15 protein-coding genes and 1 pseudogene are annotated in these 15436 nt (G+C 69.9%); 7 read left to right on the top strand and 9 right to left on the bottom strand.

What is annotated here, in order from left to right:
* The first annotated feature begins 115 nt into the window (after positions 1–115).
* A complete protein-coding gene (locus ACFZDL_RS26930) occupies positions 116–1195 on the top strand; it encodes a protein kinase family protein (RefSeq protein ID WP_353593867.1) in 1080 nt (359 codons plus the stop codon).
* Between the two features lie 26 nt (positions 1196–1221).
* Here ACFZDL_RS26930 and ACFZDL_RS26925 read toward each other — a convergent pair whose 3' ends face one another.
* The 5 genes from ACFZDL_RS26925 to ACFZDL_RS26905 all read right to left on the bottom strand — a co-directional run bounded on the left by ACFZDL_RS26925 (position 1222) and on the right by ACFZDL_RS26905 (position 5643).
* Positions 1222–1617 carry a DUF6262 family protein gene (locus ACFZDL_RS26925; RefSeq protein ID WP_353593792.1) on the bottom strand — a complete coding sequence of 132 codons (396 nt, stop codon included), beginning with the start codon at positions 1615–1617 and terminating at the stop codon, positions 1222–1224.
* Between the two features lie 33 nt (positions 1618–1650).
* A complete protein-coding gene (locus ACFZDL_RS26920) occupies positions 1651–2037 on the bottom strand; it encodes a hypothetical protein (protein WP_353593791.1) in 387 nt (128 codons plus the stop codon).
* A complete protein-coding gene (locus ACFZDL_RS26915; protein ID WP_353593790.1) occupies positions 1941–3143 on the bottom strand; it encodes a tyrosine-type recombinase/integrase in 1203 nt (400 codons plus the stop codon). The genes ACFZDL_RS26920 and ACFZDL_RS26915 overlap by 97 nt, the downstream gene beginning before the upstream one ends.
* Before the next feature lie 255 nt (positions 3144–3398).
* Positions 3399–4430, bottom strand: a complete 1032-nt coding sequence (locus ACFZDL_RS26910) for a hypothetical protein (RefSeq protein ID WP_353593789.1) — start codon at positions 4428–4430, stop codon at positions 3399–3401.
* A 523-nt stretch (positions 4431–4953) separates the two neighbouring features.
* Positions 4954–5643 carry a type 1 glutamine amidotransferase domain-containing protein gene (locus ACFZDL_RS26905; RefSeq protein WP_353593788.1) on the bottom strand — a complete coding sequence of 230 codons (690 nt, stop codon included), beginning with the start codon at positions 5641–5643 and terminating at the stop codon, positions 4954–4956.
* 208 nt (positions 5644–5851) lie between these two features.
* Between ACFZDL_RS26905 and ACFZDL_RS26900 the strand changes: the two genes are divergently transcribed.
* Together ACFZDL_RS26900 and ACFZDL_RS26895 are read left to right on the top strand one after the other, a co-directional pair.
* Positions 5852–6136: a hypothetical protein gene (locus tag ACFZDL_RS26900; protein WP_391192587.1), complete on the top strand. Its 285-nt coding sequence runs from the start codon at positions 5852–5854 to the stop codon at positions 6134–6136.
* A gap of 258 nt (positions 6137–6394) precedes the next feature.
* On the top strand, positions 6395–6676 hold the full coding sequence (locus tag ACFZDL_RS26895; protein WP_353593875.1) for a hypothetical protein: 282 nt from the start codon (positions 6395–6397) through the stop codon (positions 6674–6676).
* 60 nt (positions 6677–6736) lie between these two features.
* Here the strand turns inward: ACFZDL_RS26895 and ACFZDL_RS26890 are convergent, their stop codons facing one another.
* Together ACFZDL_RS26890 and ACFZDL_RS26885 are read right to left on the bottom strand one after the other, a co-directional pair.
* Positions 6737–7312, bottom strand: coding sequence for a YceI family protein (locus tag ACFZDL_RS26890; protein ID WP_353593787.1), 576 nt, complete (start codon positions 7310–7312; stop codon positions 6737–6739).
* A 385-nt stretch (positions 7313–7697) separates the two neighbouring features.
* Entirely contained in the window at positions 7698–8249 is a 552-nt protein-coding gene (locus ACFZDL_RS26885; protein ID WP_353593786.1) for a YciI family protein, read from the bottom strand.
* A 584-nt stretch (positions 8250–8833) separates the two neighbouring features.
* Here ACFZDL_RS26885 and ACFZDL_RS26880 point away from each other — a divergent pair.
* The 3 genes from ACFZDL_RS26880 to ACFZDL_RS26870 all read left to right on the top strand — a co-directional run bounded on the left by ACFZDL_RS26880 (position 8834) and on the right by ACFZDL_RS26870 (position 11405).
* Positions 8834–9868 (top strand): hypothetical protein, encoded by a 1035-nt coding sequence (locus ACFZDL_RS26880; protein WP_353593785.1) that lies wholly within the window; start codon positions 8834–8836, stop codon positions 9866–9868.
* A complete protein-coding gene (locus ACFZDL_RS26875; RefSeq protein WP_353593784.1) occupies positions 9865–10152 on the top strand; it encodes a hypothetical protein in 288 nt (95 codons plus the stop codon). The genes ACFZDL_RS26880 and ACFZDL_RS26875 overlap by 4 nt, the downstream gene beginning before the upstream one ends.
* A 125-nt stretch (positions 10153–10277) precedes the next feature.
* Positions 10278–11405 (top strand): DNA alkylation repair protein, encoded by a 1128-nt coding sequence (locus ACFZDL_RS26870; protein ID WP_353593783.1) that lies wholly within the window; start codon positions 10278–10280, stop codon positions 11403–11405.
* A gap of 325 nt (positions 11406–11730) precedes the next feature.
* Here ACFZDL_RS26870 and ACFZDL_RS26865 read toward each other — a convergent pair.
* Positions 11731–12253: pseudogene (locus tag ACFZDL_RS26865) on the bottom strand (alkaline phosphatase); the annotation flags it as partial.
* Between the two features lie 603 nt (positions 12254–12856).
* Here ACFZDL_RS26865 and ACFZDL_RS26860 point away from each other — a divergent pair.
* Positions 12857–13711: an isocitrate lyase/phosphoenolpyruvate mutase family protein gene (locus ACFZDL_RS26860; protein WP_353593782.1), complete on the top strand. Its 855-nt coding sequence runs from the start codon at positions 12857–12859 to the stop codon at positions 13709–13711.
* Between the two features lie 128 nt (positions 13712–13839).
* Here ACFZDL_RS26860 and ACFZDL_RS26855 read toward each other — a convergent pair whose 3' ends face one another.
* Positions 13840–15258, bottom strand: coding sequence for a DUF1775 domain-containing protein (locus ACFZDL_RS26855; protein ID WP_353593781.1), 1419 nt, complete (start codon positions 15256–15258; stop codon positions 13840–13842).
* Positions 15259–15436: the final 178 nt, after the last annotated feature.

The following is a 15436-nucleotide window of genomic DNA, read 5'->3' as shown; positions in this document are numbered from 1 at the left end:
GGGCGAGCGTTCCGAGCGACTTCGCGTGCCTGCTCCTTCTGCAGGCCGGGTGGATAGGCTCGACAGTGCGCGCGAGATCATTAAGGCCCTGGTTCCGGGCACCGAGGAGTCGTCGATGCACCACCTGGACCCGCGGCATGCCGCGCGGCTCGCCATTTATGGGACCGTGGCCACGCACCTGTCCCTGCTGAGCGACCGCCGGCTCGGCGAGGTCGTGGCCGCCGCCGACCCGCTCGGATCCGGCATCGGCGGCAGGTCGGCAGAGCTGGACATCGAAGGCACGCGGGTGTTCGTCAAGCGGGTCCCCCTCACAGACACCGAGTTGCGGCCGGAGAACGCGCGGTCGACGGCGAACCTCTTCGGACTGCCGATGTTCTACCAGTACGGGGTGGGCTCAGCAGGGTTCGGAGCCTGGCGAGAGCTGGCCGTGCACGTGATGACCACCAACTGGGTCCTCAGGAATGAGTACGAGGGCTTTCCGCTGATGTACCACTGGCGAATCCTGCCCGACTCCCCTCCCCAGGGTTTCGTCGACGAGTTCGGGGGCATCGACGGGGCGGTCGCGCACTGGGAGGGATCATCGGCCGTGCGTGAGCGGCTGGAGGCCATCGGCCGTTCCTCTTTCAGCCTGGTGCTTTTCCTAGAATACGTTCCGCAGACCCTCGCTGACTGGCTGCACGACCACCGGACCGCGGCGCTGGAGGTCAGCGAGGGCTCGCCGTACCCACGGGTGGAGGAGGCCCTGGCGCGCGGGAGTGCCTTCATGAGCTCGCGCGGACTCGTCCACTTCGATGCCCACTTCGCCAATGTCCTGACCGACGGCCAGCTGCTCTATTTCGCGGACTTCGGGCTCGCCCTGAGTTCCGGCTTCGAACTGTCAGCGGCCGAGGCGGAGTTCCTCTCCGGCCATCTCGCGTATGACCGCTGCCACACCGCGAGTCATTTGCTCCGCCACCACCTGCCCGATGGCCTGCGCGGCGGGATGGAACACGAGGCGTTCCTGCGCGAGTGGATCGCCGTCCACCGGCCCGATGGCGTCCCGCGCGAGATCGCCGCGATTATCGACCGGAATTCCCGAGCTGCCGTGATCTTCGGCGAATTCGCCCGACGTCTGCTCACCGAGAGCAAGCGGACGCCATTTCCGGCCGCCGAGATCGAGCGGGCCTGGGGCACTGCGGTTTCGGCGCCCCACTGAGGCCGGCCTTCGGCAGAAGATCGCCGTCAGGACGTCTCGGGACGGGTGGTGTGCCGGGGGCCGAGGCGGCGTCGCAGTTCGAGGTTCTCGCTCTGGGCGGCTTCCAGAGCCTGCCGCAGTACCTGGACCTCGTCACGGTGCCGCCGCTTGAGTTCAGCAAGCTGGGTAGTGAGGGTGCGCACGACACCGCTGGGCGAGTCGTCGGGCGGCTGCGAGGCCGGTCGTGGCGGGTGGTTTCGCTGCTGGAACCTCAGCTGCTCGACGCGCTGGCGGATCTCGGTGCACCGGTAGAGGAAGTCGAGCGAGACATTAGCGGTCTGGGCGAGGCCGCGGAAGGTGATGGGCTGTCCGCGGCGGATCATCTCGCAGCAGGCCCTTTTCCGCGCGGGCCTGCGCGGCGGCGCTCTTGCGGGCGACGGCATGGCGGAGGTTGTCGGGGTTGCCGCGCATGCCGGTCAGTTCCCGTCCTGGCTGCGGGTGATCGCGTCGGTGCGGGCGTCGACACCGGCGCCGCGGACGGCCTGGGGCGGTCCGTCGGCGAGGCGGGTCTGTTCCAGCTTGAGGATGCGGCCGAGGGCGTCCTGTTCCTGGCGGCGCCCGGCGAGCCAGACGTTGTCCTCGCTCATCGGCTGCCCGGTCCGTGCTGTGAACGCCTTCTGCCATTCCTCGACGAGCTGGGCGGTGCGTTGCTGCTGGGTGGTGAGTTCGGGCAGGAAGGTGGCGTCCGTGGCGAACTTGTCGCAGGTCAGACAGGCGTTCCCCTTCGCGCAGGCCTGACGGGGCAGCAGCAGGCACAGCCCGTTGGGCAGGATGCGGTCGGTGCGCTTGTCCAGCTCCAGCATGTCGTAGAGGTCGCGGGGATCGGTGGACAGTTCCCGGGCGTCGGCGGTGATCTTCCGGTAGCGCAGGAACTCCCGCTCGTGGGTGGCGCGAGGGTCTGCGCGTAGTTCATCAGCATGGTCGGCGACATGTGGCCGAAGTAGCGCTGGACGACGTGCAGTGGGACGCCGGCGTTGAGGAGGCTGGTGGCCTTGGTGTGCCGGAATCGGTGGGTGCGGTTGAAGTCGACCAGGCGCCCGGCCGCGTCCCGGATGTCGAGCCGGGCGGCGAACTCGGTGAGCTTGTCGCGGACGACCTCCACGGTCAGCGGCCGGTCGGCCCGGCGGTTGAGCTTGCGGGCCAGGAACAGGTACTTCGGCCGGGTGCCGGGGAACCAGTCGGGTGCCCGGTGCTCGTCGGCCCACTGCTGCTGGACCCGGATGATCGCGACGATCTCGGAGTCCACGAGGATCGTGTCCGGTGCCTTGTCGATTTTGGTCTGCTGGTAGCGGAGCTTGGCGAGGAAGGCGCCGTCGTCCTCCGGGGCCGGGGTGGGACGGTTCAGGGACAGCAGCGGGTCGCGGTCGAGCATGACGATCTCGCTGATCCGCCGTCCGGTGCGGGTCAGCAGCATCAGCACGTGCATGACCTGCGGGTCGCCGAGTCCGCCCTCGTCCTCCGGGCGCCCGAGGAGCTCGATGTTCGCCATGATCTGGCTGAGCTCGGTGTCGCCGATGACGTACTGCAGGTCGGGGCGGACGCGGGGGCGCTTCTTGTCGCTGCGTCGCCAGAGCACCGTGTGGTGGGGCCCCAGTTGCAGCCAGCCGGGCTCGTCGAGTGCGCGAGCGGCTGTCTCCTGGTTGTCGTGCATGAAGACGTAGAACTGCTCGACATCGGTGATCAGGCCGGTGATCCGCAGCTGGGACAGGGGCTTGCCGCGGTTCGGGCCGCCGCGGGCCGGGAGCTGACACAGGTGGCTGCGGTAGTCGAGCATGAAGGCCCGCAGCGCGGCGGCGTCGTCGCAGAGCCAGGGGCCTGGCACTTGCTGCTGTTCGAGGTAGCCGCCCAGGAAGCCGATGCCACCCCGACGGGTCCGGGCGGTGGACCAGGTCAGTTCGCCGGTCTCCATGTGCACCTTCAAGTACCACTGCAGCCCCCGCCACACCCTCGAACTGTTGCCGCAGCCGCTCGGCATACGGGCGTACCTGCCTATGGGCAGGTACAGCCAATGAACTCAAATACAACACCGGCCAGTTGCAACGGCGTCATGCAACACGATCTACCACACCACAAAGCACGGCTGAGACCAACGGATTGATCAAGCTTCGATACGCGCTCCAGAACCTGTTTATGTTCCATGAGCGATCCCTTGCCGTACTCACCACTACTCCCCGGCCCAGTACGCGGCCCGCACCTCCCCCTCCGCGAAATCCCGACGCGGCAGACGCAGGCCGAGGGACTCCTCCAAGGCGTGGAAGTACAGCTCGAACGTGCTAGTCAGTTCGGGGTGGTCCAGCTCGGCACGGCGCACGGCACGGTTGAGGAAGTCCAGCTCCCCGCCCCGCAGATAGGGGGCACGGCCGCGCTCGTACCAGATCAGCTCCAGCACACCCCAGTCATCGTCGACGCGGCGACCGTCCCTCATATAGTCGAAGGTGTAGATGGCCTTCGCAGAGGTGGCGGTCAGCCACACGCTCTCCTTGATCCCGAGCGCCGCGTATGCCTCCTTGTCGGCGAAGGACCCCGGCGGCGTGTCGTGGTACAGCAGGAACGTCCACCCGCCTGCCTGCCCGAAACAGCAGCTTTCCCACTGGCGGTCCCAGTGGGCTCGGCCGCTGCCCACGGCCTGCAGGTCCTTCAGGCGCGTGCCGACCGCGACCTGCGCGGGATCTGCCCCGTACAGCAGGGCCAGCCGCTCGGCGTCGACGGTTAGCCCGGGCGCCGCGCGGAAGAAGGCAAGGGTGGTGTACGGGTCCTGCTCACGCCAGGAGCCCGCTATCCAGGCCAGCCCCTCCAGCGGGTCGCGCCCGCACGCCTCGACCGCCCCCACGTCGTCCAGGCCGCCACTGCGGAACCGTCTGCCCCACACCGGATCGATCCGCTCCAGTGCGTCGGCCACCTCCTCAAGGCTGCCGCCGCGCCGACGCATCGCGGCCTCGGCGATCAGGTAAAGCACCTGTTCGAGGACGCGGGTGGCAAAGACCTCCCGGTAGGGGCCGTGATGGCCCCGCACCGTGCCGTCATCGTCCAGCAGCAGACACAGGCCGCCGTCCTCCGCCTCCTCAGCACGCTCGGCCCACTCCTCCAGCTCGTCGTCCGAGCGAGCCACGGGCGGCAGTCCAACCTCGTGGAGCAGGGGGTGCCCGGCGGCCGTCCGCTGCCAGGCCTCCGCAAGTGTCCGCTTGGTGATCTCCATAGCGTCAGCATAAGAAGGGCCACTGACAACCGGCCGACCTCGCGGCCGGTCAACACTCGGCCGCGCAAGACCGGCACGAGGGCCCGCCGGTCGCCGAGAACAGCCGCGCCAGCACCGACGCCTTCACCCCGACCGCTACCGGCTCCCCGAACACAGCAATCTTCCCGGCCGTCGACAACAGATCGGCCAACACGTCCGCGAGCGGTGCCGCGGCCTCCGGAACCGCCCCGTATGCCTGGGCGCCGTCATGCCCGTGCGCACCCTCCGTCGTCCGCGCCCGGTCTCACGCATCCACATGATCACGACTTAACACACGTCCTGGTTCCCGCCGGGCCGCTGCTGCTCTCTCTACAGCGCTCATGGGTCTCACTTCAGGTCACGCCCCCAGGTATGACCACGGAGACAAGCAAGTATCATGAATCGCACCGTTGGCGCTGCTGCGACAGCCACGGCAGCACCCTCGTCTGACGGGCCGTCCCCGCCCAGAGCCGATGTGGTGAGGCGGGTGGGGCCATCGTGCGACTTAGAGGACCTTGAGCAGGCGTTCCGCCAGGTGGGTTGCCGAGGCGGGGTTCTGTCCGGTGAACAGGTTGCGGTCGACTACCGTGTACGGCTTCCACATCTCGCCCTTGGTGAAGTCAACGCCGAGTTCGATGAGCTCGGTCTCCAGTGTCCAGCGGGCTCTCTTGGCGAGGCCGACCGCCTCCTCTTCCTCGTTGGTGAAGCCGGTGACCCGGTAGCCGGCGAAGGGCGATTTCCCGTGGATCCTGGTCGCCAGCATCGCTGCCGGGGCGTGGCAGACGATGGCGAGGGGTTTGCCGGAGGGCAGGGCCGCCGTCAGCAGGCGGCCGGCGTCGGCGTCGACGCTCAGGTCTTCCATGGGCCCGTGGCCGCCCGGGAAGTAGACGGCGTCGTAGTCGTCCAGTCGTGCGTTCGCGAGGTGGATCGGGCGCCGCATCACCTCTGCGGAGCGGATGATCGCCTCCAGATCGAGCGCGATCTGCGCGCTACCCGCCATATCGGGTCGCAGGCTCATCATGTCCACCGTCGGAACGGCCCCGCCGGGGGTGGCGACGATGATCTCGTGGCCCGCCTCAGTGAGGGCCTTGTAGGGGGCGGCGAACTCTTCGGCCCAGTAGCCGGTCGCGTACCTGGTGCCGTCCTTGAGCGTCCAGTACGGCGTACCGGTCATTACAAAAAGTACCTTGGCCATCACATAATGGCCTTCCTGTCAGGATTTGGTAGGTTTGGCGTCCATATCTCCCTTAAAGCATGATACGAGCAGGTGTAGTCTGCCACAGCTGCAGTGGCCATGGGCACGTAAAGCCGGGCCGACCTGCGCCTACCTCGACAATCCGCCGCTCCGCATGGTGTCCGCACCTCGAGATCATCTCAGTGTCCACGAGTCCGGAGGATCGGACATGACCCAGCGCTACGACCCCTACAGCGCGCTTCCTCCGGTACCGGAGTTCGCACTTCGCAGCACCGACATCGCCGACATCGCCGACATCGCCGACATCGCCGACATCGCCGACATCGCCGACGGTGAGACCCTGGCCGTCGCCCAGCGCAGCGACCTGTTCGGCGGGCCGGGCCAGGACCGCTCCCCACACCTGGCCTGGGACGGCCATCCAGCCGAGACACAGAGCTTCGCGGTCACCTGCTACGACCCGGACGCACTGACTGTCAGCGGCTTCTGGCACTGAGCAGTCTTCGACATCCCCGCCTCGGTGACCGAGCTGCCGACAGGCGCGGGTGACGCCGGTGGTCAAAACCTGCCCACCGGCGCCAAGACGCTGGCCAACGACTGCCTGACAGAAAGGACAGCGAGGGGCACCGGCGCCAGCGGTTGGAGCACCACTCCGTCTGAGGGGCGGGGGTGCCGGTTCCTGGGCGCGGGGACTGTCAGCTCGGTCGGGCGCGGCCAGGTTGCCGTTGGGCCGTCAGATATTAGCGTCGGCCCCATGAACTCCCCGACACGGTTCACGCTGACCGAGCACTCGCCCACGCACTGGCGCGTGACGTTCGACAACGCTCCCGTCAATCTCGTGGACTCGACGATGACGAGTGAGCTGGACGCCGTCTTCACCCGCGCCGAGCAGAGCGGTGTCGCGGTCATAGTCTTCGACAGTGCCGACCTCGAGTTCTTCATCGCCCACTACGACCTCTCCGCCAAGGACGAGCTGGAGCACGTCCTGGCCCACCCGGAGGAGGTCCGACGGACCCTGATACGCCGAAGTCCGTAATGGCCTGAGGTGTCTGACGCGGCACCCAGAACAGACGGAACGTCACCCGGCGCGTGCGACTCAGCTGTCCGGGTCGGGCAGCCGTTCGAGTTCGGTCACTGCGTACTCGATCCGGACTTCGTCGGCCAGCTTCAGCGCGCCCAGGAACGCTGTGTACGGCTTGATCCCCCAGGCGGATTGGGTGACGGTACCCCAGCCGCACACCATGCCGTTCCCATCACTGCCGCCGTGCACGGTCGCTGGGCGTGTCCGGCCCTTGATCGTGAGGTCGCCGGTGATCTCGAAGGACTGAAGCGTTCCCGTGATGTTGGTGGAACGGAAGGCGATGGTGGGGTGCTGCGCAGTGTGCAGCAGAGCCTCACCCGCCAGCGTCCTTTTGATCTGGGCCCGGTCGGTGTCGGTGAGAGGCTTGAGCCCGCCGGCTCCCTCCCGGACGGCCAGCGAGCCCGTCTCGACCTCCACGGTCACCGATGACTTCCCAGGATCGTCGGCGACGACCACCGCCTTCCCGGACCATCGGGTGGCCTCGATGGTGAGGTCGTGGCCCGCCCTCCGGCCGAGGCCGACGCGGCTGGTCTTGATCAGCAAGCGGCCGGTCGACGGCCCGAAGCCATACACTCCATCACTCAATGTCACGGACCTGACTTTACGTGACAGATGGACCTACCAGCGGGCGCTCCGCTCGGCCTGGCTCCGCCAGCCTCATCGACCGGCCTATCGACCGTTTCACCCGCCAGGGCGCCCGGCCCGGACACCACCACGCCAACCTGACCGCACTCACCAACCAACTGCGCCCCCGCTCCGCCACCGGCCCGGACCTTCCCGACAGTTTGCGGCGCCACGACCAGGGCTTCGGAGTCGACGCCGACCCCCGGACCCCGCAGCCGCACACGTGTGCGGTGGCCGCTGGCGTCCGGCGGCCGTTCGCCGCATCCGTACGAGGACAGGGCCAGGGGCCCGCGGGTCCAGGGAACCGATGGCCCTTTCGCTCGAACCCAGATGCAGACCGGACCTCCTCGGGCTATGACGGTCGCCCGCCGAACCGCCAGTTGTGCACCTCGATGTCGGCGTACCGGTCCGGGGTCAGGATGGCACGGGCCGTGTCCGGGTCCGGCGCCCGGACGAGCGCCGCCGTGCCGAGCCAGGTGGCGCCGTCGTCGGACAGCATCGGCCCGTAGGCGATCAGCTCGTCCTGGTCGGGCGGCACGGCGAGGTCGGCGGCGGGCCCCGCGCCGAGACCGAGCACCAAATACTGGTTGCCGCCGGTGCGCCCGCCGGGGAAGTCCCACATGGTGCGCCCCAGGGCATTGCGCCACCGTCGCAGCAGTACGTCCCGGTAGGCGCCGGCCTGGTAGTTCGGCTCGTCAAAAGCGAACGCGCGGGCAGCGGCGGGATCGGGCAGGTCGAGGATGTGCACGCTTCCGGTGAGTGTGTCGCCGTCGTCGGCGAAGGTCGGGCCCCGGGCGATCATCTCCTTCGCGTACCGGTCCATATAGGACCAATGCTCTTCCAGTAGCTCGTGGCGCAGCGGCAGCGAGCCGGGCCGGTCGCGGTGGTAGCAGAGGAACTCCATGCCCATAGGCTCCCTTCAAGGGCGTGACCAAGGCGAGCGAGTTTCCCGATGGTGACTGCCCGGCAGCCTCGCCGAGAAGCGGGCGTGCCGACTCCGCGTAGGGGACGACGGCTTCTGGGGTGATCAGCAGGTCGGGGCTGGCCGTGTTCGGCCAACGGCTGCGGCGGTGGTCGAGGCGGGCCAGGACAGGGGCCGACGGGTAAACCCCGACTGAGCCAGGTCCGCCCCGGCGTCGCCAGGGGGCTCCACCACGGACGAGTGTGCAGTCAGCCGGACTGAACACCGCAGAAAGGCCGGTGATCCGCGGTTGCCCATCTGCCGCACGAGGGAGTCGGGCCGCCAACACGCGCAGTGAGCGCTCTGCCGTGGACATAGTGATGCCGGACGCGCCCCGTGGTGTGCCACGATCGGCACATGACCGACTCTCATCCCCTGCTGCCCGGCACCCCGCACGCAGGCGGCGCGAGCCGCGGATCGGCCATGCAGGTGCTGGCGGCGCTCTTGGACCGCTCGGTCGAGCAGATCGCGGGGCCGCGGCGGACGTCCGCTGTTATGACCGGGAAACGATTCGCGCGGCATCGGATGTGTGGGACAACAACCTCTTCCCGCTGTTCTGGGCCGCGTGCACGGCCAATGCCGACGAGCGCGAGCGTCGGGCTCTGACCGTGTTGGAGTGGATGGCCGGTTCTAGCGAGCGGCGGCGCGGGTGGATGACCGAGCAGGCCACCATCGCGGGGTACGAACTGGAGCCGCTCCTGCCGCCGGCCAAGCCGTACGCGCCAGGCCGTGACTACCGCGGACACGTCATAACACCGCTTTGCCGGCTCACCCGACAGACCGTGGACGATCTAGGCCCCGACTACGACCTGGCGACGGCGACCGTCCGCCACCTTCGAGTGGAGCGCGCCGGTACTCTCCTGACCGCCTCCCTCCAGTTGGTCGCTCCCCGCAGGTACGCCCTCGACGAGAGCACGCCCGCGCAACCTGCCCTGCTGAACGTGGCGCTGGACGGCGTCACCGACGCCGTCTTCGACCTCTCCGACACCCAGGGAGCGACCCTGGAACCCGGTGTGGGCCAGGTTGAGATAACCCTGGGCACGGGCGGCCGGCTCCGCGCCACAAGCGGCGAGTACCGTCTGGACGACCGCTCGTGGCACCTGTCAGCCGCCGGCCGACGCGCTGACGCGGTCACCCCGCCCCGCACCGCCCAGCCGGACCGCCTGCGTCCACCGCCCGCGGGGGACCTGGGCGCCGACGCCCGTGCCGCCGCGATCCTTCTGCGCCACGCCATGTGGGAGATCCGCTCGGTGTGCTACGCCGCCCGCGCCGATCATGTCCCGGTGCTCGGCCTGTGCCACGCCTTCTCAGGAGCGGGTGAAGCAATCCTGACCGCCGGATCGCGACACGACGCCCGCCGCCGTGAGGCGGCCTTCCGTGACCTGATCCGAACCTGGGCCGACCGGAGCGACCCGGCTCTCACTCGCTCGATCGCCACCATCCTCAAGAAACACGCCGGCCGGACATCATCGAGACGCCCCGGCCCCCCGAACGAACGCCACCGTCCCTCAGCGCCGGCTCACCCGTGTTCGGCACGCCCTCGCAGGCAGCTCTCGTCATGACCGCCTGGACGGCGGCACACACCGATTACCGCACAGAGTGTCGGGCCACCGCCGAACTCCAGCTCGCCCTGCCGCCCCGCCCCGACGAGCCTCCCTCGGCACCCTGGCGGCTACGTACCGTCAGCTGCCCCGAGCCCGACGCCTTCCGCCTCCACACCGCCGCCTTCCAGGGCCCCGGCCAACTCACTCAGACAGGGAAGCCCACTGACGCCTGCACCCTCGATCTGCACCACGGAGCCCTGCTCATCGCCGCTCCAGACGGCTGGAGTGCATCAGTCAGCTGACCGCGGGCTACGCCGTCGCCCGCCACTGACACTGACACTGACACTGACACTGACAGACAACGCGCCGAAACACGCCCCGACGCCATAGCGTTCCGCCCGAACAACCCTCGGTCCCTGGAGGATCCGTGCCCACCGCCGATGAGCTGATCAGCCCTGACAGCATCCGCCACCTAGCCACCATCCTCCAGGACGCCTCGCCCTCCGCCTCGCGCTGGCAGACCGTCTCGGACAGTTCCACCACGCTCGGCACGCTCGGGCTCAGCGAGCGGGCGCGCACCGTGGGCGACGCCCTGCTCGCCGACTCCGGCCCCGACTACCCGCACCTTGCGCACGCCGTACGCAAGGCCCTGCGACGCGAGGACCTGACAGGCTGGATGATCTGGCCCGTCACGGAAGCCGTCGCCACGGCGGCCACCACATCTGGCACCACCGAGCACTTCGACGACGGCCTCGCCCTGCTGGCACAGCTCACCCCGCGTCTGACCAGCGAGTTCGCACTGCGCACCTTCTTGAACGCCGACCTGGAACGCACCCTGGCCACAGCATCGACGTGGACCGGCTCCCCCGACCCCGCGGTGCGCCGACTGGCCAGCGAGGGCACCCGCCCCAAACTGCCCTGGGCGCGACAGGTCCCCGAACTCAACCGCAACCCCCAAGCCACCGTCCCCCTGCTGGAGGAACTGCACACCGACACATCCGCAGACGTACGCCGCTCGGTGGCCAACCACCTCAACGACATCTCCCGCCTCGACCCCCACCTCGCCGCCAGGACGGCCGCACGATGGATGGACCACCTGTCGGCGCCCACCACGCCCGCCCTGGTACGCCACGCCATGCGAACCCTCATCAAGAAAGGCGACCCGAAAGCCCTGGAACTGGTCGGCTTCCACGGCAGCGGCGAAAACCTCCAGGTGACCGGCCCCCTGCTGGCCGACACCGCCATCCCCGTAGGCGGCACCCTCGCCTTCACCGCACACATCAAGAACGTCTCTGACCAGCCCGTCTCCCTGGCCATCGACTATGTCATCCACCACAAGAAGGCGAACGGAAAGCTGGCACCCAAGGTGTTCAAACTCACCAAACGCAGCCTGGCCCCTGGTGAATCCGCCGACGTGGCTCGCCGGCACTCTTTTCGCCCCATCAGCACCCGGGTCTACTACCCCGGAACCCACGCCGTGCAGCTTCAGGTCAATGGCCAGCAGCACGGCCTGGTGGAGTTCGACCTCGGGGAAACCGCCGAGGAGCGGCCCTGACCGATTCTCGACCCCACGGTCCACCGGCGCTTTGCTCAGGTCAAGCCGGACCGGGTCCGGGCCCGGCTCCGCCGGTCACCCTCTCGCCAGGTCGCGATCACCTCAACGCCCGGGAAGCCGGTGCACTTGTACCGGTGCGGCATCGACGAGGCGGCGGCGAGCCGGGAGGCGGCGGTCGTGCAAGGGCCGAGCCCCGGCTGACGGGCGAGCTCGCAGGGGCTCGCTGCGGCCACGCCGGCGGGAGGCAGGAATTGCCAATTCTCGCTCATGCCGGGCATACCGACGGAGGGGAGGCCACCGGCCTCCCCTCCTTGGGAACATGCGATCAGCGCAGGCTCAGGGACACGCGGATGGTGGCGAACAGGTCGGTCTGGTTGGTGACACCGAGGACGCGGTACGCCTGCGGCCCCTGGCCGGCGATGCGTACCTGAGTGCCGGTGTGCTCCTGGGACTGGCCCGGGGTGTTGGTGGAGTAGTTGACCTTGAGCTGCTGGCCCTCATTGGTGATGAGGGTGGAGGACAGACCGGGCGGGGTGGCCTCCAGCGGGACGATCTGACTGGTGTGGCCGTGGTCGGCGGTGGTGACGACGAGCGTGTCGGGGTGCTTGGCGGCGTAGTCGCGGGCCACCTTCACGGCCCGGTCGAAGGCGGCAGTCTCGCCGATCTGGCTCGATCGACTTGGTGGCGGAGTCGGCCAGACTCGGCGTGGTCGACGGGCGGTTGGGGTTCGAGGTCGCGCACCGCTGCGGGTCCGTGCCGCCGACCGCTGCCGTCTTGCCGGTCCACTCGGTGGGCACATTACCCGAGGCGAACAGGCCCAGCACCGGCTTGCGCGCCGTCCCCGCACGGGCGGCGCGGCGACGGCCCGATCAGGTCCGCCACACGCCGATACGAGCTCGCGTACGCCCCGCCGATGACGCACCGTGCGTCGTGTGAGGCGGGTGAGAAGCCAAGGGTGCGCCGACGGGGTGGGCGTCGCTGGGTCCAGCGGCCGCGGCTTCGGGGATCTGCGGCCCGGCCACGTCGATCTCGCGCGGCGGTTGGCCACTCGGCTCGTCCGGACCCCAGCAGTGCGCCACATGATGGTCCGTCGGAGCCGACCGGTGGACTGCCGGCCCCTGTGACTCCGCTGGGGCCTGTCCGCAAGCGGCGGAGGAAGCCAGTACCAGGGCGTCCGCCCGAACCGCGGCGGTCGCCGTCGGACCGTGCGCACAGCCCAGAACATGCAGGAGCGCGGCCAGCAACACCAAGAGCACCGCTCCGGTATCCGACACGGAGCGGCTGCTCGGAGAGACCGACCCAACCCAAGCGAACACAAAGGGTAATCGATCGAGTGCGTGAGGTTTTCATCAGGGTTCGTGCCGAACCCCTGGCGCGGGGGCCGGCGACGGCCAGGTTGCCGTCGTATTCCTGCCAGCCGTCGCCCGGGTCCGGCTGGTTGACTGATCCGCATGACGCAGAATCACGTCCTCCGTGACCAGGCCCTTGCCCTTCGGTCCCGCCACGTCCCCGGGCGTCCGCTCGTCCTGCCGAACGCCTGGGACGCCCCGAGCGCCCGCATCGTCGAGGATGCCGGGGCCGGCGCGGTGGCGACCACGAGCGCGGGGCTGGCCTGGGCCCTGGGAGCGGCGGACGGCGACCGGCTGGACCGCGACCGGGCCCTCGACGCCGTCGCACGCATCGTCGACGCGGTCCGGGTGCCGGTGACCGCCGACATCGAGAGTGGCTACGCGCGGGACTCGGCCGGTGTCGGCGACACGATCCGCGCGGTGATCGCGGCGGGCGCGGTCGGCGTGAACATCGAGGACGCGCTGTACGAGGAGGATGCGCTGTACGGGAGCGGCGCGGACCCGCTGCGGCCGGTCGCCGAGCAGGCCGAGCGCCTCGCCGCCGCTCGCGAGGCCGCGGACGAGGCAGGGGTGCCGCTGTTCGTGAACGCCCGGATCGACACCTTCCTCAGGGGCGCGGGTGGAGTGGACCTCACCCTGGAACGGGCAGCCGCCTTCCTCGCCGCGGGCGCCGACGGGATCTTCGTCCCCAGGGTTGTCGACCCGGTGGCCGTGAAGGCGCTCGCCGAGGGCATCGACGGTCCGCTCAACGTGATGGCGGGCCCCGGGGCGCCTCCGGTCGCCGAGCTGGCCGCGCTCGGCGTCGCGCGCGTGAGCGTCGGGTCGGGCATCACCCAGGCCGCGCATGCCGTGGTCCGCCGCGCCGCGCGGGAGCTGCTGGGCTCGGGGACCTACGAGTCGCTGGCCGGAGGGCTCGACTTCGGTGAGCTCAACGCGCTGCTGGGAAGGAGGCGTTAGTACCGCGGCCGAATCCGGGGTCATGGCCTCGGCGTTTGCCGTGGGATCGGCGGGCTCGTGGCCGGCCGCGTCGGCGGACCAGCCGCGGTGTGCCGGCAGACAGCCCCACCGGCACACCGCTCTGTCGCTCAGCTCTGCGACGCGGAGACCCGGCGCCGGATCAGCCACCACACGCCGCCGGCGAGGACCAGCAGGACGGCGACGATCACCCCGATCAGCACACCGGAGGACAGGCCGTCGCTCTCGCCGGCGGCCTTCTCCGCGGCCGGCGTGGCGTCCCGTTCCGCGGCGCTGCCGGCGGTGGCGGGGGAAGCCTCAGCGGGTGCCGCGCTCGGCGTAGGGCTGGGGCTGGCCGGCTTGGCATCCGCGGCCGCCGCTTTCAGCTTCAGGACCGGCGCGGGCTGCTCGGGCTCGCCGCCACCGCGGGGCAGTTCGATCCAGCGGGAGACCTGGCCATCGCCGTAGGTTTCGACAGTCTTGAACGCGATCTCCTTCGCATCCGGCAGTCGGTCCACCTTGATCTTGTGTTCGGCGTTGACGCCGGGATTCAGCGCGGGCCCGCCGACGGTGTAGCCGTCGGCGGTGGCCTTCATCCGCCACCCCTTGGGCGCGTCGGCAAGGCTCACCTCACCCGGGGCGATACCGTCGGGCAGCACGATGCGCAGCTCGCGGAAGCCCGCCGAGTCGGATTCGGCCTCGGAGACAAAGGACAGGGTGACGTTCTCGGCCAGGGCCTGCGGGGTGTCGGCCTCGACTTCCGCATGCGCGGCGGCCGGTGCGGCCAAGGCGAGGACTGACGTCAGCGCGGCGGCGCCGGCGAGTGCGATCCGGCGGCCCGTACGGGCGGGCGGGTGCGGGCACTTGGGCACAGGGGAACTCCTTGCTGCTACGGGATTGACCGGTCCCGTGGATGACGGGCCGGTGCGGGACCGGAGGTGGTGCTCCGGCTGCGGCGGTCCCCTGCGCACCACCACGTGCCTCAGCGCCTCCCCTTCCGCCCGTACCGGGAGGTCGTCGCGGGCCCATGCCTGCCGGCCGGGCAGCCGGAGCTGACGCCCCGCGCCGGTGACCGGCCGCGGCAGCGCCCGGACCAGGGCGGCCGCAGCAGCCCTGGTCAGGGTGCGCAGCGTGTCCAGCGCGGCCACCATCCGGGCGTCCGCACGGTGCAGCAGCCAGGCCACGGCCAGCGCGGCGAGAGCGTGCACGGTCATCATCGCCGTCCCGGCGTGATGCCAGGCGTGCCCGTCGCACGGCGCCGCCGTCAGGTGACCGGCGTGCGCCGCGTGCCCCGGCATCCCCGCCGGTGTGTCGCCGTCCGCCCGGGACAACGCCAGGTGCAGCACGCCCTGCGTCGCCAGTGTGAACAGCATCGTCCCGGTTGGCGGGCGGTGGCGCCGGGCCAGCGGCCACACCGCCGCGAACTGCGCCGCGGCCAAGCCGCTCACCAGCCGCCACGGCACCGTTCCTCCGGCGATCGCATGGTGGCCGAACGTGGCGAGCACCGTGCCGAGCACCGCGAACGCACCGGCCCGCGCACACGCCCCCACACGGGCATCGGTCCGCGATCCCCCGGCACAGCCCCGGTGCCCCGTCATGGGATCACGCGGCACGGTGGCGCGGCGGGCTTCAGCGGGCTGGTGGTGACGGGCGTTCACCCTGTCATATACGGCGCGGAGGGTGGGAACTGTTCACCCTGCCGGTGGCTGTGCGACGCACGCCGCACGA

Origin of the sequence: Streptomyces sp. NPDC007917 (assembly GCF_042959105.1) — a bacterium.
GTDB lineage: Bacteria > Actinomycetota > Actinomycetes > Streptomycetales > Streptomycetaceae > Streptomyces.
The sequence above is the reverse complement of the archived record's forward strand: the minus strand, read 5'-3'. Positions and strand labels throughout refer to the sequence as shown.